At 60.2% G+C, this 18,605-nt stretch carries 16 protein-coding genes; 8 read left to right on the plus strand and 8 right to left on the minus strand.

Annotated elements, in window-relative coordinates:
- Positions 1-13: 13 nt before the first annotated feature.
- On the plus strand, positions 14-1,501 hold the full coding sequence (locus tag BFG58_RS13210; protein WP_069719926.1) for a UxaA family hydrolase: 1,488 nt from the start codon (positions 14-16) through the stop codon (positions 1,499-1,501).
- Between the two features lie 86 nt (positions 1,502-1,587).
- Here BFG58_RS13210 and sstT read toward each other — a convergent pair whose 3' ends face one another.
- The 4 genes from sstT to BFG58_RS13230 form a co-directional block, all read right to left on the minus strand.
- Positions 1,588-2,829, minus strand: a complete 1,242-nt coding sequence (gene sstT, locus BFG58_RS13215) for a serine/threonine transporter SstT (RefSeq protein WP_048225031.1) — start codon at positions 2,827-2,829, stop codon at positions 1,588-1,590.
- A 255-nt stretch (positions 2,830-3,084) separates the two neighbouring features.
- Complete coding sequence (locus tag BFG58_RS13220; RefSeq protein ID WP_021242367.1) at positions 3,085-4,050, minus strand: TerC family protein; 966 nt, start codon at positions 4,048-4,050, stop codon at positions 3,085-3,087.
- Between the two features lie 251 nt (positions 4,051-4,301).
- On the minus strand, positions 4,302-5,300 hold the full coding sequence (locus BFG58_RS13225; RefSeq protein WP_069719927.1) for a Gfo/Idh/MocA family protein: 999 nt from the start codon (positions 5,298-5,300) through the stop codon (positions 4,302-4,304).
- 70 nt (positions 5,301-5,370) lie between these two features.
- A complete protein-coding gene (locus BFG58_RS13230) occupies positions 5,371-5,874 on the minus strand; it encodes a YgjP-like metallopeptidase domain-containing protein (RefSeq protein ID WP_048225025.1) in 504 nt (167 codons plus the stop codon).
- 83 nt (positions 5,875-5,957) lie between these two features.
- Here BFG58_RS13230 and rlmG point away from each other — a divergent pair, with 83 nt between their 5' ends.
- Positions 5,958-7,094: a 23S rRNA (guanine(1835)-N(2))-methyltransferase RlmG gene (rlmG, locus tag BFG58_RS13235; protein WP_063622490.1), complete on the plus strand. Its 1,137-nt coding sequence runs from the start codon at positions 5,958-5,960 to the stop codon at positions 7,092-7,094.
- 90 nt (positions 7,095-7,184) lie between these two features.
- Here rlmG and BFG58_RS13240 read toward each other — a convergent pair whose 3' ends face one another.
- The 3 genes from BFG58_RS13240 to lsrR all read right to left on the minus strand — a co-directional run bounded on the left by BFG58_RS13240 (position 7,185) and on the right by lsrR (position 12,003).
- On the minus strand, positions 7,185-9,206 hold the full coding sequence (locus BFG58_RS13240; RefSeq protein ID WP_069719928.1) for an NADPH-dependent 2,4-dienoyl-CoA reductase: 2,022 nt from the start codon (positions 9,204-9,206) through the stop codon (positions 7,185-7,187).
- 175 nt (positions 9,207-9,381) lie between these two features.
- Positions 9,382-10,998: an autoinducer-2 kinase gene (gene lsrK / locus BFG58_RS13245; protein ID WP_063622486.1), complete on the minus strand. Its 1,617-nt coding sequence runs from the start codon at positions 10,996-10,998 to the stop codon at positions 9,382-9,384.
- 33 nt (positions 10,999-11,031) lie between these two features.
- Positions 11,032-12,003, minus strand: a complete 972-nt coding sequence (lsrR, locus tag BFG58_RS13250) for a transcriptional regulator LsrR (RefSeq protein ID WP_003862617.1) — start codon at positions 12,001-12,003, stop codon at positions 11,032-11,034.
- 215 nt (positions 12,004-12,218) lie between these two features.
- On the opposite strand from lsrR, the gene lsrA reads away from it, so the two are divergent.
- Genes lsrA through lsrG form a run of 6 tightly spaced genes read left to right on the plus strand, consistent with a single transcriptional unit; the run spans position 12,219 to position 17,904 of the window.
- Positions 12,219-13,706 carry an autoinducer 2 ABC transporter ATP-binding protein LsrA gene (gene lsrA, locus BFG58_RS13255; protein ID WP_069719929.1) on the plus strand — a complete coding sequence of 496 codons (1,488 nt, stop codon included), beginning with the start codon at positions 12,219-12,221 and terminating at the stop codon, positions 13,704-13,706.
- Positions 13,703-14,734, plus strand: coding sequence for an autoinducer 2 ABC transporter permease LsrC (lsrC, locus tag BFG58_RS13260; protein ID WP_069719930.1), 1,032 nt, complete (start codon positions 13,703-13,705; stop codon positions 14,732-14,734). The genes lsrA and lsrC overlap by 4 nt, the downstream gene beginning before the upstream one ends.
- A complete protein-coding gene (gene lsrD / locus BFG58_RS13265; RefSeq protein ID WP_069719931.1) occupies positions 14,735-15,712 on the plus strand; it encodes an autoinducer 2 ABC transporter permease LsrD in 978 nt (325 codons plus the stop codon).
- 1 nt (position 15,713) lies between these two features.
- On the plus strand, positions 15,714-16,715 hold the full coding sequence (gene lsrB / locus BFG58_RS13270) for an autoinducer 2 ABC transporter substrate-binding protein LsrB (protein WP_069719932.1): 1,002 nt from the start codon (positions 15,714-15,716) through the stop codon (positions 16,713-16,715).
- An 11-nt stretch (positions 16,716-16,726) separates the two neighbouring features.
- Positions 16,727-17,614, plus strand: a complete 888-nt coding sequence (gene lsrF, locus BFG58_RS13275) for a 3-hydroxy-5-phosphonooxypentane-2,4-dione thiolase (protein WP_069719933.1) — start codon at positions 16,727-16,729, stop codon at positions 17,612-17,614.
- Positions 17,611-17,904 carry a (4S)-4-hydroxy-5-phosphonooxypentane-2,3-dione isomerase gene (lsrG, locus tag BFG58_RS13280; RefSeq protein ID WP_069719934.1) on the plus strand — a complete coding sequence of 98 codons (294 nt, stop codon included), beginning with the start codon at positions 17,611-17,613 and terminating at the stop codon, positions 17,902-17,904. The genes lsrF and lsrG overlap by 4 nt, the downstream gene beginning before the upstream one ends.
- A gap of 53 nt (positions 17,905-17,957) precedes the next feature.
- Here the strand turns inward: lsrG and BFG58_RS13285 are convergent, their stop codons facing one another.
- A complete protein-coding gene (locus BFG58_RS13285) occupies positions 17,958-18,584 on the minus strand; it encodes a hypothetical protein (protein ID WP_069719935.1) in 627 nt (208 codons plus the stop codon).
- Positions 18,585-18,605: the final 21 nt, after the last annotated feature.

Here is an 18,605-nt window from a genome sequence, read left to right on the forward strand (position 1 = left end):
GTTTGAGGTTGATATGCAATACATCAAAATCCATTCGCTGGATAACGTGGCCGTCGCGCTGACGGATCTCGCTGAAGGCGACGTGGTGACCGTTGATAACCAGAGCGTCACCCTGCGTCAGGCGATTGCACGCGGACACAAGTTTGCCGTGAAGCCTCTCGCGAAAGGGGACAACGTCATTAAGTACGGTCTTCCGATTGGGCATGCGCTGGCGGATATCGTGCCGGGTGAACATCTTCATTCCCATAATACCCGCACCAATCTGAGCGATCTGGACGAGTACAGCTATCAACCTGATTTACCTGGGACACAAGAGCAGGCGGCGGATCGTGACGTGCAGATCTACCGCCGCGCCAGCGGCGACGTGGGGATCCGCAACGAGCTGTGGATCCTCCCGACCGTCGGCTGCGTGAACGGGATTGCGCGTCAGATCCAGACGCGCTTCCTGAAAGAGACCCACGATGCCGAAGGCACCGACGGCGTGCATCTGTTCAGCCACACCTACGGCTGCTCCCAACTGGGGGATGACCACATTAACACCCGCACCATGCTGCAAAACATGGTGCGTCACCCGAACGCGGGCGCGGTGCTGGTGATTGGCCTGGGCTGCGAGAACAACCAGGTTGATGCCTTCCGCGACACGCTGGGCGAGTTTGACCCTGAGCGCGTGCATTTTATGGTGTGTCAGCACCAGGATGACGAAGTGGAGGCGGGCGTTGAACAGCTTCACCAGCTGTATAATGTGATGCGCCATGACAAGCGCGAGCCGGGCAAGCTGAGCGAGCTGAAGTTTGGGCTGGAGTGCGGCGGGTCTGACGGCCTGTCCGGTATCACCGCCAACCCGATGCTGGGCCGCTTCTCGGACTATGTGATCGCTAACGGCGGCACGACGGTGTTGACCGAGGTGCCGGAGATGTTCGGCGCGGAACGTATTCTGATGAGCCACTGCCGCGACGAGGAGACGTTTGAAAAAACCGTCACCATGGTGAACGACTTCAAACAGTACTTCATTGCCCACAATCAGCCCATTTATGAGAACCCGTCTCCGGGTAACAAAGCGGGTGGGATCACCACGCTGGAAGAGAAATCTCTCGGCTGCACCCAGAAAGCGGGTGCGAGCCAGGTGGTTGACGTTCTGCGTTACGGCGAGCGCCTGAAAACGCACGGTCTGAACCTGCTGAGCGCGCCGGGTAACGATGCTGTCGCCACCAGCGCGCTGGCGGGAGCTGGCTGCCATATGGTGCTGTTCAGCACCGGTCGCGGCACGCCGTACGGCGGTTTTGTGCCGACGGTGAAAATCGCCACCAACAGCGAGCTGGCGGCGAAGAAAAAACACTGGATAGACTTTGATGCCGGGCAGCTTATCCACGGCAAGGCGATGCCGCAGTTGCTGACGGAATTCGTGGACGCGATTGTGGAATTTGCCAACGGCAGGCAGACCTGCAACGAGAAGAACGATTTCCGCGAGCTGGCGATCTTTAAGAGTGGTGTGACGCTTTAAGTACTTTGTCGGGTGGCGCTGGCGCTTACCCGACCTACTGAACCCTGTAGGCCCGGTAAGGCGTAGCCGCCACCGGGCTTTTCTTTTTAACTGCGCAGGGCGTTCTTCGCTAAACGCGCGTCTTCCGCCTGGCACACGGCGGCGGTAAACATCACGTCGGTGGAGGAGTTGATCGCGGTTTCGCAGGAATCCTGCAGCACGCCGATGATAAAGCCTACCGCAACCACCTGCATGGCGATCTCGTTCGGGATGCCGAACATATTACATGCCAGCGGGATCAGCAGCAGGGAACCGCCCGCCACGCCGGATGCGCCGCAGGCACACAGCGAGGCCACCACGCTCAGCAGCAGCGCAGTTGGCAGATCCACCGGAATACCCAGCGTATTGACCGCCGCCAGCGTCAGCACCGTGATGGTGATGGCCGCTCCCGCCATATTGACGGTCGCACCCAGCGGAATGGATACGGAGTAGGTATCGCGGTCCAGATTCAGCTTCTCACACAGGGACATGTTGACCGGAATATTTGCCGCCGAGCTGCGGGTGAAGAAGGCGGTCACGCCGCTTTCGCGCAGGCACATCAGCACCAGGGGGTACGGGTTACGACGGGTCTGCAGAAACACCAGCAGCGGATTAATCACCAGAGCCACGACGGCCATACAGCCAATAAGCACCAGCAGCAGCTGCGCATAGCCCCACAGCGCGCCGAAACCGGTGGTTGCCAGGGTGGATGCCACGAGGCCAAAAATACCAATCGGCGCAAAGCGGATGACCACCGTCACGATAAAGGTTACGGCGTGAGAAAGGTCGTTAACCAGGTTCTTGGTCGTGTCGTTGCTGTGGCGCAGAGCGAAGCCCAGACCGACGGCCCATACCAGAATCCCGATGTAGTTCGCGTTAATCAGCGCATGGATCGGGTTGGCGACAATGCTCATCAGCAGGCCGTGCATCACCTCAACAATACCTGCGGGCGGCGTAATGTCGGTCGCGCCGGTGGTCAGTTGCAGTGTGGACGGGAAGATAAAGCTCACGACAACCGCCGTCAGCGCAGCCGAGAACGTCCCCAGTAGATACATCCACAGAATCGGGCGAATATTGGTTTTCTGCCCCTGCTGGTGGTTGGCGATTGAGGCCATCACCAGCGTCAAAACCAGAACCGGCGCGACCGCTTTCAGTGCGCCGACGAACAGTGTGCCGAGCAGGCCAGTGGCCTCGGCGGCAGGTTTTGAGATCAGTGCCAGCGCGACGCCGAGCACCAGTCCAACCAGTATTTGCTTAACAAGGCTGCCGCGCGACAGGCGCGCAAGCAGGCCCGATGAGGTTGTCGTCATGAGTGTTCCTTAAGTGAAATTGCGTTCCATCCCGGATGTGCTCTTAGTCACATTTATGTCCGGATGTAAGTAAATGTTTGCCTGGTCGAGTATAGGGAAAGCGTCTGCGGAGGGAAGCGTAAAATGCTGGATTTTACGTGTTGCGTCATGTTTTTTAACTATTGATTAACGAAAGTGCCGGGTGGCGTTGCGCTTACCCGGCCCACGAGGTGTCGTTGTAGGCCCGGTAAGCGCAGCGCCACCGGGCAAAACGCACTAAGCCTGCTGCTTCTTATCGTGCTGGCGGTTAACCCAGGTATTGATAATCAGCGTCACGATCAGAATGCCAAACACCACGCCGAGCGAAATGGCGATCGGGATATGGTAGAAATCGACGATCAGCATTTTAATACCGATAAACACCAGGATCACCGACAGGCCGTACTTCAGCATTGAGAAGCGCTCCGCCGCGCCTGCCAGCAGGAAATACATGGCGCGCAGGCCGAGGATGGCGAACAGGTTAGAGGTCAGGACGATGAACGGGTCGGTGGTCACCGCAAAAATGGCCGGAATGCTGTCCACGGCGAAAATCACGTCGCTCAGCTCAACCAGGATCAGCACCAGCAGCAGCGGGGTGGCAAACAGCAGGCCGTTCTTGCGTACGAAGAAATGCTCGCTCTCGATCTTGTCGGTCATGCGCAGATGGCCGCGGATCCACTTCACCAGCGGGCGATCGCCAATCGCAGAGCCGTCCTCTTTCGCCAGCGCCATTTTGACCCCGGTGAACAGCAGGAACGCGCCGAAGACGTACAGCAGCCATTCGAACTGGGTTATCAGCCAGCTGCCAGCGAAGATCATGATGGTACGCAGGATAATCGCGCCCAGCACGCCGTAGACCAGCACGCGGCGCTGCAGGGCCGCAGGTACGGCGAAGTAGCTGAACAGCATCAGCCAGACGAAGACGTTATCGACCGCCAGGGCTTTTTCAATCAGATAGCCAGTGAGGAAGGCGAGGGCCTGAGGATCGGCCACCGCACGGCCTTCGGTCGAAGCCAGATACCACCAGAAGGCGGCACAGAAGAGCAGGGAGAGGGTGACCCACACCAGCGACCAGGCCGCAGCCTGTTTCATGGTCATGCCGTGCGCGCCGCGACGCCCCTGTAAAAAGAGGTCGATCGCCAGCATGATGAGCACGACAACCGCGAATCCGCCCCACAACATGGGAGTGCCGACAGAATGCATACTATTTTCCTTACACATAAAAAACAAAAACGGCCATGGTCAGAAGACGATAGCCGTTAGCTTTTTATGCATAGACCTCGCCTTCCGGCAAGGTCTCACTTACAACCACGAGGGTTGCCCGGCGACCGGATGCGGTATTGCACGCATCGTAATGACGATCCACCGGCGAAGAAGTTACTCCCCTTTGCAGGTAACAAAATATGTCAGACCATTGGTTTCGTCAATGGTCTGCGCCGTTTCATTACACAGCTTTACGCGATAACTTCCGCGCTCACGCCGTCTGCCGGGAATACCACGCCGGTCTGACGGCGGATCTCCGTTTGCAGCTTCGCCGTGGTGCGGCTCACCGCAAGGCCTGGGTGATTCACTTCGTTGTCTTCCACCAGACGGGCGAAGACCTCTGCCTCATAGAGCATAGTGTTAATATGCTGAGGCTGCGTCAGCTCCTGAGCTTTGCCGCCGCGCGGCACAAAGCTCACCTTCTGGCACTCGGAGATCTTCTCGATGACCAGCGAGCCCGCTTCGCCCTGAATTTCGCTCGGCAGGACAGAGTCGCTCACCTTGGAGTGCTGCAGCGTCACGCTGAAATCACCGTAATCCAGCACCGCGACACCGTGCGCATCCACGCCGCTCTCCAGCAGGCTGGCGGTGGCCGTGACGCCGTGCGGCTCGCTCCAGAGGGCCACGGCAGAGGCCAGGCAATAGAAACCGATATCCATAATCGAGCCGTTAGAGAAGGCCGGATTAAAGGTGTTCGGGTTCTCGCCGTCGAGATAGCGCTGGTAGCGCGACGAGTACTGGCAGTAGTTGATAAACGCTTTGCGCACTTTGCCCACCTTCGGCAGGGACTGCTGCAGCAGCAGGAAGTTCGGCAGGCTGGCGGTTTTGAAGGCTTCGAACAGCACCACCTGGTTTTCGCGGGCAAGCGCAATGGCGGCTTCGACTTCATCGATGTTCGACGCCAGCGGCTTCTCGCAAATCACATGCTTTTTATGGCTGAGGAACAGCTTCGTTTGCGGGAAGTGCAGGGAGTTCGGGCTGGCGATATAGACCGCGTCAATGGCGTCACTTTGCGCCATCTCATCAAGCGAGGTGAAGAGATGCTCGACGAGGTAATCGTTGGCAAAACTCTGCGCCTGCTCAAGGCTGCGGGAATAGACTGCGGTAAGTTTCAGTTTGCCGGTTTCGTGGGCGGCGTCGACGAACTGGCGCGTAATCCAGTTCGTTCCAATGACTGCGAAACGTATCATAAACGTTTACGTACTCCGTAGCGGGGAACCTTTAGCCACTGTAGCACGTCATCATGACAATTCGCGTGCGCTATTCCGCATTACCTTTTAACGATAAATGCGTAAGCCACAGACGGGTATCAAACTCCAGCTGGTGGTACTGCGGCTCCATGTGGCAGCACAGGGAATAGAACGCTTTGTCGTGCTCTTTCTCTTTCAGGTGTGCGAGCTCATGGACGACGATCATCCGCAGAAAGGCTTCCGGCGCGTTGCGGAAAACCGTCGCGACGCGGATTTCGGCCTTCGCCTTCAGCTTGCCGCCCTGCACGCGGGAGACGGCGGTGTGCAGGCCGAGCGCGTTTTTCAGCACGTGGATCTTGTTGTCGTACATCACCTTATTGATCGGCGGGGCGCTCTTCAGATACCGGCTTTTCAGATCCTGCGTATACTGCCAGAGGGCCTTATCGGTCGCGAAATCGTGCGTGCCCGGGTAGCGTTTTTCCAGCACCGCGCCCAGCTTCTGCTCGGCAATCAGGCTGCGAACCTGAGTCAGTAAATGCTCCGGGTAGCCCTGGAGATAAGTAAGTTGGTTCATCAACGCCCCAAATCGACAATAAAACGGGTATACTCACGCACCCTTTTCAGGGATACGCCAAATTTTACCATTCAGGAGGGCCGATGAGCCACTTAGACAACGGTTTCCGTTCACTCAACCTTAAACGTTTCCCGGAGACGGACGACGTTAACCCGCTTCAGGCGTGGGAAGCGGCGGATGAATATCTGCTGCAGCAGTTGGATGACACTGAAATCCGCGGCCCGGTTTTGATCCTGAATGACGCGTTTGGCGCCCTGGGCTGTGCGCTGGCGGAACACACGCCGTACAGTATCGGCGACTCCTACCTGAGCGAGCTGGCGACGCGTGAAAACCTTCGCCATAACGACATCGAAGAGTCCAGCGTGAAGTTCCTCGACAGCACCGCGGACTACCCGCAGGCGCCGGGCGTGGTGCTGATCAAAGTGCCAAAAACCATGGCGCTGCTGGAGCAGCAGCTGCGCGCGCTGCGTAAGGTCGTCACGCCAGAAACCCGCATCATCGCGGGTGCCAAAGCGCGCGATATTCATACTTCGACGCTGGAGCTGTTCGAGAAAGTCCTTGGCCCGACCACCACCACGCTGGCCTGGAAAAAAGCGCGCCTGATCAACTGTACGTTCGCCGCCCCTGAGCTGGCCGACGCGCCAGAAACGCTGAGCTGGAAGCTGGAAGGGACCGACTGGACCATCCATAACCACGCGAACGTCTTCTCCCGCACCGGTCTGGATATCGGCGCGCGCTTCTTTATGGAACATTTGCCGGAAAATCTGGAAGGTGAGATTGTCGATCTTGGCTGCGGCAACGGCGTGATTGGCCTGACGCTGCTGGCGAAGAACCCGGAAGCCAGCGTGGTGTTCAGCGACGAATCGCCGATGGCGGTGGCCTCCAGCCGTCTAAACGTAGAAACCAACCTGCCGGACGCGCTGGACCGCTGCGAGTTTATGATCAACAACGCGCTGTCGGGGGTAGAGCCGTTCCGCTTCAACGCCGTGTTCTGTAACCCGCCGTTCCACCAGAAGCACGCCCTGACGGATAACGTCGCCTGGGAGATGTTCCACCACGCGCGCCGCTGCCTGAAAATCAACGGCGAGCTGTACATCGTGGCAAACCGCCACCTGGACTACTTCCACAAGCTGAAGAAGATTTTCGGTAACTGCGTCACCATTGCGACGAATAACAAGTTTGTGGTGCTGAAGTCGGTGAAGCTGGGACGTCGTCGTTAAGATTGTTTTGCCCGGTGGCGCTTCGCTTACCGGGCCTACAATGGCCTCGAACCCGTAGGCCGGGCAAGCGCAGCGCCGCCCGGCAATGTTCTAGATCATCAGAGCTAATTTCGTCCCCTGCGCAATCGCGCGCCGCGCATCCAGCTCCATCGCCACGTCACACCCGCCAATCAGATGCACCGTTTTACCGGCCTCGCGCAGCGGATCGGCCAGATCGCGCTTTGGCTCCTGCCCGGCACATAAAATGACATGATCCACGCGCAGCAGCTGCGGCTCGCCGCCGATCGTGACGTGCAGCCCCTCGTCGTCGATCTTCTGATAGCTGACCGCCGGGATCATCTTCACCCCGCGCGACAGCAGGGTAGCGCGGTGGATCCAGCCGGTGGTTTTGCCCAGCCCTTCGCCCGGCTTGCTGGCTTTACGCTGCAGCATCACGATCTGGCGCGGGCTTTTTGGCAGCTGCGGCCCTTCGGGGCGCAGGCCGCCGGACTGGCTGAGGCTGGTATCAATGCCCCATTCGACGCAAAACTCGGCAATGTTCTGGCTGGTCGCCTCGCCCGGCTGGCTCAAATACATAGCGGTATCAAAGCCGATCCCGCCGCAGCCGATAATCGCCACCTTCTCGCCAACCGGTACTTTGTCACGCAGCACGTCGAGATAGCTCAGTACTTTTGGATGATCGATACCCTCGATCGCAGGCGTGCGCGGTACGATCCCGCTCGCCAGGATCACCTCATCGAAATCAGTCAGATCCGCCGCGTGGACAAACTGGTTAAGCCGCAGCTCGACGCCCGTCAGCTCGATCATCCGGCGGTAGTAGCGCAGCGTTTCGTAGAACTCCTCTTTGCCGGGGATCTGTTTGGCGATATTAAACTGCCCGCCAATCTCCCCCAGCGCATCAAACAGCGTCACGCTGTGGCCGCGCGAGGCGGCATTGACCGCAAACGCCAGGCCCGCAGGCCCTGCGCCGACAACCGCCAGGCGTTTTTTCGCTGTCGCCGGGATCACCGGCATTTTGGTCTCGTGACAGGCGCGCGGGTTGACGAGGCAGGAGGTCACTTTCCCGACGAAGATCTGATCCAGGCACGCCTGATTACAGCCGATGCAGGTGTTGATCTCATCCGCACGGCCGCTTTGTGCTTTGGACAGCAGCTCGGCATCGGCCAGGAACGGGCGCGCCATCGAGACCATGTCGGCATCGCCGCGTGAAATCACATCGTCCGCCACCTGCGGATCGTTAATGCGGTTGGTGGTGACCAGCGGAACAGACACTTTCCCTTTCAGCCTGCGCGTTACCCAGCTGAACGCCGCGCGCGGCACCGGCGTGGCGATGGTCGGAATGCGCGCCTCGTGCCAGCCGATGCCGGTGTTGATAATGGTGGCCCCCGCGGCTTCTATCGCCTGCGCCAGCTGCACGGTTTCGTCAAACGTGCCGCCGCCCTCCACCAGGTCGAGCATCGACAGGCGGAAGATGATAATAAAATCCGCGCCCGCACGTTCGCGCACGGCGCGCACGACTTCTACAGCAAAGCGCATCCGGCGGGCATAGTCGCCGCCCCATTCGTCGTCGCGCTGGTTGGTGCGGGCGGCCAGAAACTCGTTAATCAGATAGCCTTCAGATCCCATCACCTCAACGCCGTCGTAGCCCGCTTCACGCGCCAGCGCCGCGCAGCGGGCGAAGTCGTCAATCAGCGCCAGGATCTCGTCGTGGCTCAGGGCATGCGGAGTGAAGCGGTTAATCGGCGCCTGAATGGCCGATGGCGCGACCAGATTCGGCTGATAGCTGTAGCGTCCGGTGTGCAGAATTTGCAGGGCGATTTTACCGCCCTCGCTGTGTACCGCGTCGGTCACAATGCGGTGGTGCGGCAGCTGTGACGCATCGTTCAGCACCGCGCCGCCCTCCATGCCGACGCCGGAAGGGGCAGGGGCCACGCCGCCGGTGACGATCAGCGCCACCCCATGGCGGGCGCGTTCGGCATAGAAGGCGGCCAGACGCTCGGCCCCGTCCGGATGCTCCTCCAGCCCGGTGTGCATCGAGCCCATCAACACGCGGTTTTTGAGTGTGGTGAACCCCAGATCGAGGGGAGCGAATAACGACGGGTAGCGGCTCATAGTCTCTTCCAGTGTAAAATTATTGTTATGTGGTCGGATGAGTTACTAATTTAGCCAGCGGCAGCGGAAAGGTAAAAGCGGGATCGAATGATTGTGATAGATCTCAAAGAACTTCCCCTCACCCTAACCCTCTCCCCGGAGGGGAGAGGGGACTGGCCGGTGCGGCCTTAAAGAATCAGCTCGATCTGGTTTTTTCCCTCTCCCCTATGGGGAGAGGGGGATGGGTTTTTACTAACCCCGGCGCCTGCCACATCGACGTCGTCAGCCCGCTGTCCACCAGCCCGAGCTGGTCCGCATATACCGCCTGCCATTTCTGCATCATGCCGTCGTACAGTTCGCGATGTACCGGGTTTGGCGTGAACTCGCGGCTCCATTTCACCAGCCGCTCGCCCGTCGAGGCCATATCGGCAAACAGCCCCGCGCCAGCACCTGCCGCGATGGCGCAGCCGAGCGCCGTCGCCTCTTTCACTTCCGGCACGCGCACCGGCAGGCCGGTGACGTCGCTTAAAATCTGACTCCACAGCGCACCTTTCGAGCCCCCGCCCGCAAAGACCAGGCTTTCAAACGTCACGCCGGAGAAGTGGGAAATCTGCGCCAGGTTACAGGCCGAGACGATCGCCGCGTTCTCCTCCAGGGCGCGGAACAGCGTCGCTTTATTGCATTTTTCCGGGTCGATGGAGAGATTAATAAACGACGGCGCGGCGTGGTACCACTGCTTAAAATGCATGGCGTCGGAGAAGATTGGCATCACCCCGTGGGAGCCCGCCGGCACCCGGCTGGCCATCTCTTCCAGCAGAGAATAGGTATCCATCCCCATCCGCTCGGCAATCAGCTTTTCCTCGGCGCAGAAGGCGTCGCGGAACCAGCGCATGGTCAGCCCGGTAAAGAAGCTGATCGACTCCGCCTGCGCCATGCCAGGAATCACGTGCGGGTTCACCCGAATGTTCATGCCAGGGTCGGTGCGCACCTGCGGCAGGTTCACCACCTGCTGCCAGAAGGTCCCGCCCAGCACCGCCGTTTGTCCGGCGCGGACTACCCCCAGACCCAGACAGCCCAGCTGCACGTCGCCGCCGCCCATGACGACCGGCGTGCCTTCGCGCAGGCCGCTTTGCTGTGCGGCCTCTCGGGTGATAGCGCCCAGCACGGTGCCGGTCTCTTTTACCGGGGAGAGAATATCGGCGCGCAGCCCGGCCATGTCCAGCAGCGCCGGACGCCAGTCGCGGGAGAAGAGATCCAGCATGCCGGTGGTGCCCGCGTTAGACGGGTCGACCGCCAGCTCGCCGGAGAGCTTCGCTGCCAGCCAGTCGCTGATCATGGTGATGGTGGCGGCGCTGCGGTAAATATCCGGACGATGGTGTGCCAGCCACAGCAGGCGCGGCATCGCGCTCAGCGCCAGCGTCTGGCCGGAGACGTCATACACTTCGGATTCAAAATGGTTGTCGTGGATCTCTTTGAGTTCGGCCACCTCGCGGCTGGCGCGGGCGTCAACGTTGGCGCAGGCCCAGATGGCCTCGCCGTTGCGGTCGTAAAGCACTATCCCTTCGCGCATGGAGCAGCAGGCGACGGACTGAATATCCGCCGCGCCCAGATTCGCGCGCGTCAGCGCCTGATGAATGCACTGGCAGGCCAGCCGCCAGTTGGTGTCGAGGTCGAACTCCATCGAGCCCGGCACGTTCTCCACGCTCAGGTGCTTCCACTCGGCCTGGCCGACGGCAATCTGGTTGCCCTGCAAATCGAAAATCACGGCGCGAACGCTGCCGGTCCCTGCATCTAACGCTAAAAGGTAACTCATGAGCTTGCCTCGCTGTTAGCGCAGGGCGGGCTCTCACTTGGCCAGAGCCAGCACCGCGCGGGCTGTCGTCTCCTCCGTCACCAGGCCATTGATACGGCGACCCTTCAGTGCGGCATAAATCGCATCGGCTTTCTCTTCCCCTCCGGCCACGCCAACGATGGTGGGCAGTTGCGCCAGCTCATCAAGCGAGACGCCGAGTAATTCTTTATGGATCTCCAGCTCCTCGACGCACTCCCCTTCGGCATTGAGGAAATAACCGAGAATATCGCCGACCGCGCCTTTGCGGGCGTACATCAGCTGTTCACCTTCGCTGATGTAGCCGGAGCGCAGGATCGTGGCATCACGGCGCTGGTTCACTGAACCAATACCCACCACCGCGACGTCGGCGGCGGTGGCCGCGAGGATCACGTCCCGCACGCTGGTTTCGCGTTTTAAGATCCCGGCCACCTCTGCGGATGACACGCGAAGCGGGGCGGGGATCATGCTGACGCTGCAGGCCGCATCCAGCTGGCCGATACCGGTCATGTACGGCCCGACGCCGCCGGACAGCGTCACGAGGCGGATCTGCTGTGAGCTGATAAATCCGCTCAGGTGCTGCAGGCTGCTCATGGTGGTTTCACCGAACCCCACCGCCAGCAGCTGGCCGGGTTCCAGTACGCCCATCAGCGACTGCGCTGCGCCAATGCCCAGCCGCACGTTCATCGGCGGCGTATTTAAGGCAGGCATCACGCGCACCAGCTTCAGGCCAAAGCGCTGCTGCAGCTCGGTTTCCAGCGCCAGACAGCCCTCGTAGCGGGAGTTGATCTGCACGCGGATCACTCCGGACTGACGGCCTTTCTCCAGCAGACGGGAGATTTTTAATCGCGGCAGCCCGAGGCGTTCGCCGATATCGTTCTGGGTCAGCCCGTCGTGGTAGTAACACCAGGCCACGCGCGCCACCAGCTCCTCTTCCGCCAGCGCCAGCCCGGCAAACCGTCCTTCTTCCGCAGTGCGTTTATCGCTCATAGTTGAACTCTTATAAAAATTTAGATCATATGTTCGTGATGGCGCGAAGGGAAAGTGTGAGCCACGCGACAAAACGGATCATTTCGATCGTTTCTGGTTTATCTGAATCTCAATCGATAAAACTGTGATCCCTGCACGGTTGTAAATATAGTTCACCGTCTACGCTTTTGAACATTATTAAATCTAAAAATCATTTGTTCAATAGCGGAGCGATGATGACCTCACTTCTCGACGCGCGGAATATCAGCAAGCAGTTCTCAGGCGTGCCGGTTCTAAAAGGCATTGATTTCACGCTGCTTGCGGGCCAGGTGCACGCGCTGATGGGCGGAAACGGCGCGGGAAAATCGACGCTGATGAAGATCATCGCCGGGGTCGAGACGCCGGACGGCGGTGAACTTTCCGTCGAGGGGCAGTCATATGCGCGGCTGACGCCCGTGCAGGCGCACAGGCTCGGTATTTACCTGGTGCCGCAGGAGCCGCTGCTGTTCCCTAACCTGACGGTGCGGGAAAATATCCTGTTCCGCCTGCCGCGCGAGCGCGATCGGGAAAAGCGGCTGGCGGAAAAACTTGAGCAGCTGCAGTGCCAGCTCAACCTCGACGCCGCCGCCAGCACCCTGGAAGTGGCGGATCAGCAGATGGTGGAGATCCTGCGCGGATTAATGCGCAACGCCCGGATCCTGATCCTCGACGAACCTACGGCCTCTCTCACGCCGGGCGAAACCGAACGGCTGTTTCGTCAGATCCGCGCCCTGCAGGCACTCGGCGTCGGGATCGTGTTTATCTCGCATAAGCTGCCGGAAATTCGCGTGCTGTCGAGCCACGTCTCGGTGATGCGCGACGGCGCGGTGGTGCTGAGCGGTGAAACCGCGCAGTTCGACGATAACGCCCTGATCGCCGCCATGACGCCGGTGAGCCGGGAGAAATCCCTGAGCGATACGCAAAAGCTGTGGCTGGCGCTGCCGGGCAACCGTCGCACCCAGCTGCAGGACTTTCCGGTGCTGCGGGTGGAGGATCTCACCGGAGAAGGCTTTATCGATCTGAGCCTTGAGATCTACGCCGGAGAGATCGTCGGCCTTGCAGGGCTGGTGGGATCCGGACGTACCGAGTTTGCCGAAACCCTCTACGGCCTGCGGCCGGTACGCGGGGGACGCATCTGGCTGGAGAACCAGGAGATCGCCAACGAGCCGGTGCGCTCGCGACTAAACAGAGGCCTGGTCTACCTGCCGGAAGACAGGCAGGTGTCCGGCCTGTTCCTCGACGCGCCGATCCGCTGGAACACCGTGGCGCTGAACGAGCCGTCGCTCTGGCAGCAGCGCAAGCGGGAGTCTGCGGTCGTGGAGCGCTATCACCGGGCGCTGGGGATCAAGCTCAACCATGCGGATCAAACCGTGCGCACGCTCTCCGGCGGCAACCAGCAGAAAGTGCTGCTGGCGCGCTGTCTGGAGGCCAATCCTTTACTGCTGATCGTCGATGAACCGACGCGCGGCGTGGACGTCTCGGCGCGCGCCGATATCTACCAGCTCATCAAAAGCGTGGCGGCGCAGAACGTGGCGGTACTGATGATCTCAAGCGATCTTGATGAGTTTCCGGGCCTCGCGGACCGCGTGTTGGTGATGCACCAGGGCGTGCTCAGCGGCGAGCTGCCGCGCCATGCCGTCAGCCTCGATCGCATGATGGCGCTGGCGTTTGGAGGGCAAGCATGAAGATCTTACTGAAAAACCGCGAGCTGAGCGCGTTTCTCGCCATTCTGGCGCTGTTCGCCGTGCTGGTGGCGCTTAATCCCTCTTACTTCAGCCTGCAAACGCTGGGGATGATTTTCGCCAGCTCGCAGATCCTGATCCTGCTGGCTATCGGCGCGTCGCTGGTAATGCTGACCCGCAATATCGATGTCTCCGTGGGGTCGACCGTCGGGCTGTCCGCCATTGCCGTCGGCGTGGCGCTCAACAGCGGCTACAGCCTGCCCGTTTCCATTCTCTTCGCGCTCATGGTTGGCGCGCTGGCCGGGGCGTTCAACGGGTTGCTGGTGGTGGGGCTGCGCATCCCGGCGATTGTCGCCACCCTCGGCACGCTGGGGCTGTACCGTGGAGCGATGCTGCTCTGGACCGGCGGGAAGTGGATTGAGGGGCTGCCGCCGGGGCTGAAATCGCTCTCTGAGCCTGCGGCCATCGGCGTGTCGCCCCTTGGCATGGTGGTGTTGATGATCGTGGTCACCGGCGCGTGGACGCTGTCGCGCACCGCGTTCGGGCGTGATTTCTACGCGGTGGGGGATAACCTCGCCGCCGCGCGGCAGCTGGGCGTAGCGGTGAACCGCACCCGCATGATCGCCTTTACCCTCAACGGCATGCTGGCGGCCTGCGCCGGGATTGTCTTTGCCGCACAGATTGGTTTTGTGCCCAACCAGACCGGCAGCGGGCTGGAAATGAAGGCCATCGCCGCCTGCGTCCTCGGCGGCATTTCGCTGTTGGGCGGCACGGGCACGCTGATCGGCGCGTTGCTCGGTGCGTTCTTCCTCACCCAAATCGACACCGTGCTGGTGCTGTTCAGGCTTCCTGCCTGGTGGAATGACTTTATCGCCGGGCTGGTGCTGCTGGGCGTGCTGGTGCTCGACGGGCGTCTGCGCCAGGCGCTGGCGCGGCATCAGCGGGCGCTGAAGTATGGTCGCTTCCAGCCGGGTAACAGAGGGGGAAAGCACGTCACCCCCTTTCCCAAACGCAAAAAAGAGGTGGCGTAAATGAGGCTTAACTGGGAAAGCGCGCTGCTCATTTTGCTGGTGCTGGAGATCCTGCTTTTCGGCGCCATCAACCCGCGCATGCTCGACATCAACATGCTGTTGTTCAGCACCAGCGATTTTATCTGCATTGGCATCGTGGCGCTGCCGCTGACGCTGGTGATTATCAGCGGCGGGATCGATATCTCCCTCGGCTCGACCATCGGCCTGTGCGCGATTGCGCTGGGGGTGATGATGCAGGCCGGGTGGCCGATGGCGGTTGCCATTCCGCTGACGCTGCTGCTGGGACTGCTGTGCGGGCTGGTAAACGCGGCACTGATCCACTACACCGGCATCAGCCCGCTGGTGATCACCCTCGGCACGCTCTACCTCTACGGCGGCGGGGCGCTGCTGCTCTCCGGCATGGCGGGGGCCACGGGCTACGAGGGCATCGGCGGCTTCCCGGACAGCTTTACCGCCTTCGCTAACCTCACGGTATTTGGCCTGCCGATCCCATTGGTCTTGTTCGCGGCTATCACCTTCTTCTTCTGGCTCATTACCCACCGCGGGCGCTTTGGGCGCCATCTGTTCCTGATTGGGCAGAACCCGCGCGCGGCGCGCTATGCGGCGCTGTCGGTGAACGGCATGCCCTACGTGCTGTACGGCCTGGTAGGCGTAGCCTCGGCGATTGCCGCGCTGGTAATGGTCTCCTATTTCGGCTCCGCGCGTTCGGATCTGGGGCGCGATTTACTGATGCCTGCGCTCACCGCCGCCGTGCTCGGCGGGGCCAATATCTACGGCGGGTCAGGTTCGGTTGTCGGTACGGCGCTGGCGGCGCTGCTGGTGGGGTATCTGCAGCAGGGTTTACAGATGGTCGGCATCCCCAACCAGGTGTCGAGCGCGCTGTCAGGGGCGCTGCTGGTTGTGGTGGTGATGGGACGTTCGCTGAGTCTGCACCGCGAATGGGTGCGATCTCTCTTTAGAAAACTATCCGGAGCGTAAGATGAAAACAAAACTGCTCGTCCTGGCAATGGCCCTCAGCTTCGCCTCGGCGCAGGCGGCGGACCGCATTGCCTTTATCCCGAAGCTGGTGGGCGTCGGCTTCTTCACCAGCGGCGGCAACGGCGCGAAAGAGGCGGGGAAAGATCTTGGCGTGGACGTCACCTATGACGGTCCGACCGAGCCGAGCGTCTCCGGCCAGGTGCAGCTCATCAATAACTTCGTCAACCAGGGCTATAACGCCATCATCGTCTCCGCCGTGTCGCCGGACGGATTGTGTCCGGCGTTGAAGCGTGCGATGCAGCGCGGCGTTAAGGTTCTGACCTGGGACTCCGACACCAAACCGGAGTGTCGCAGCATCTACATCAACCAGGGGACGCCGGAACAGCTGGGTGGCCTGCTGGTGGAAATGGCGGGCAAGCAGGTCACTAAACCGAATGCCAAAGTGGCGTTCTTCTACTCCAGCCCGACCGTGACTGACCAGAACCAGTGGGTGAAAGAGGCGAAGGCCAAAATCGAGAAAGATCATCCGCAGTGGCAGGTCGTCACCACCCAGTTTGGCTATAACGACGCCACCAAATCGTTGCAAACCGCCGAGGGGATCTTAAAAGCGTATCCGGATCTGGATGCGATCATCGCCCCGGACGCCAACGCCCTGCCTGCCGCGGCGCAGGCGGCGGAAAACCTGAAGCGGGAAGGGGTGGCGATTGTCGGGTTCAGCACGCCAAACGTGATGCGTCCGTACGTTGAGCGCGGCACGGTGAAGGCCTTTGGCCTCTGGGATGTGGTGCAACAGGGCAAAATTGCGGTCAATGTCGCCGATCGTTTGCTGAAAAAAGGCGATCTTAACGTCGGCGACAGCGTGGACGTAAAAAACATCGGGGCGCTGAAGGTCGAGCCGAACAGCGTGCAGGGCTACCCGTATGAGGCGAAGGGCAACGGCATCGTGCTGCTGCCGGAGCGGGTGGTGTTCACCAAAGAGAACATCAACAAATACGATTTCTGACGGGGGAGCAAATGGCTGATTTAGACGATATCAAAGACGGTAAGGATTTTGGCATCGGCACGCCGCAGCAGAATGTGCCGTTCACGCTGAAGGGCTGTGGCTCGCTGGACTGGGGCATGCAGTCCCGCCTGGCGCGCATCTTTAACCCGCAGAGTAACCGTACGGTGATGCTGGCCTTTGACCATGGCTACTTTCAGGGGCCGACCACCGGCCTTGAGCGTATCGATCTCTCCATTGCGCCGCTGTTTGGTGAAACCGACGTGCTGATGTGTACCCGCGGCATCCTCAGGAGCCAGGTGCCTGCTGCGACCAATAAACCGGTCGTGCTGCGCGCCTCCGGCGGTAACTCAATCCTGGGGGAACTGTCCAACGAGTGCGTGGCGGTGGCGATGGAAGATGCCCTGCGCCTGAACGTCTGCGCGGTGGCGGCGCAGGTCTATATCGGCAGCGAGTTTGAGCATCAGTCGATTAATAACATCATCAAGCTGGTGGACGCGGGGGCGCGCTACGGCATGCCGACGCTGGCGGTGACGGGCGTGGGGAAAGAGATGGCGCGGGACGCGCGCTATTTCTCGCTGGCCAGCCGCATCGCCGCCGAAATGGGGGCGCAGTTCGTCAAAACCTACTACGTGGATGAAGGCTTTGAAAAGGTGACTGCCAGCTGCCCGGTGCCGATTGTCATCGCCGGGGGCAAAAAGCTGCCGGAGCACGAGGCGCTGGAGATGTGCTGGCGGGCGATTGACCAGGGCGCGTCGGGCGTGGACATGGGGCGCAACATCTTCCAGTCCAGCGCGCCGCTCGCCATGCTGAAGGCGGTGAAAAAAGTGGTTCACGAGAACTGGAATGTCCGCGATGCGTTCCAGTTCTGGCAGGAAGAGAAACAGGGAGAAGCAAAATGAATGTGACGCTGGTGGAGATCAACATTAAGCCCGAGCGGGTAGACGAGTTTCTGGAGGTGTTTCGCGCCAACCACGAAGGCGCAATCAAGGAGCCGGGGAACCTGCGCTTTGACGTGCTGCAGGACCCACGCGTGAAAACCCGGTTCTTTATCTACGAGGCCTACAAAGACGAAGAGGCGGTGCTGGCGCATAAGCAAACCCCGCACTACCTGGCGTGCGTGGACAAGCTTGAGGAGCTGATGTCGAAGCCGCGCAAAAAACGCAGCTTCGTCGGGCTGTTGCCGGAGTAACCTCGTGTCCGATGACGTGCTTTTGCGCGTCATCGGAAAGAAAAGCGTTCGGGCTATCCTTTGGCTTTCTGAATCGCCATGATTAATGCATCAGCAGAAACATTGCCGGACATAACGCTAATGCGCTGAATGACAGGATCTTTTTCCTGAGGCAAAACGACAAACGCTGGCATGTTGGTAAAACCGATCTGCTTCACTAGCGTCACGTTTTCCTGTAATGCTTTGTTTGCCGACCCGGCGGAAGGCAATTTTTTAAAGATAAAACGCACATCCGGATTGGCATGGATAAGATCTTGTGTGATGTTGCAGTTCACACAGTTTTCCTCCACGAAAGCCACCACGGCGGCTTTTGCGTCAACGGGGCCGACGACGGGATCGCCGGCGGCAAGTAACCGATCGCGATGGATCACGGCATTTTGCACCATGGCTTGCTGCTGGGCTATCTGTTGACGCTGGCGAAGGCTTTCGCCCGCCGCAACCAAAAACTCAGGATGCTCGGCAAGATAGGTCGAGACAATTTCCCCTAATTTTTCAGGGTGTGCAGCGAAATAGGCTTCTGCCGCTTTTCCTGTTTGCTCGATCTGCTGGGGCGTGGCGGGCTCTGCCTGCGTTGCGGTGGAGAAAACAAGTGCCGCAGCAAGGGGGACTGAGAGGCGACAAAGGACGGTAGGGACTTTCATACTATTATTCCGTAAAAAGAG

This window comes from Enterobacter sp. ku-bf2 (assembly GCF_001742765.1).
Lineage (GTDB): Bacteria > Pseudomonadota > Gammaproteobacteria > Enterobacterales > Enterobacteriaceae > Enterobacter > Enterobacter quasiroggenkampii.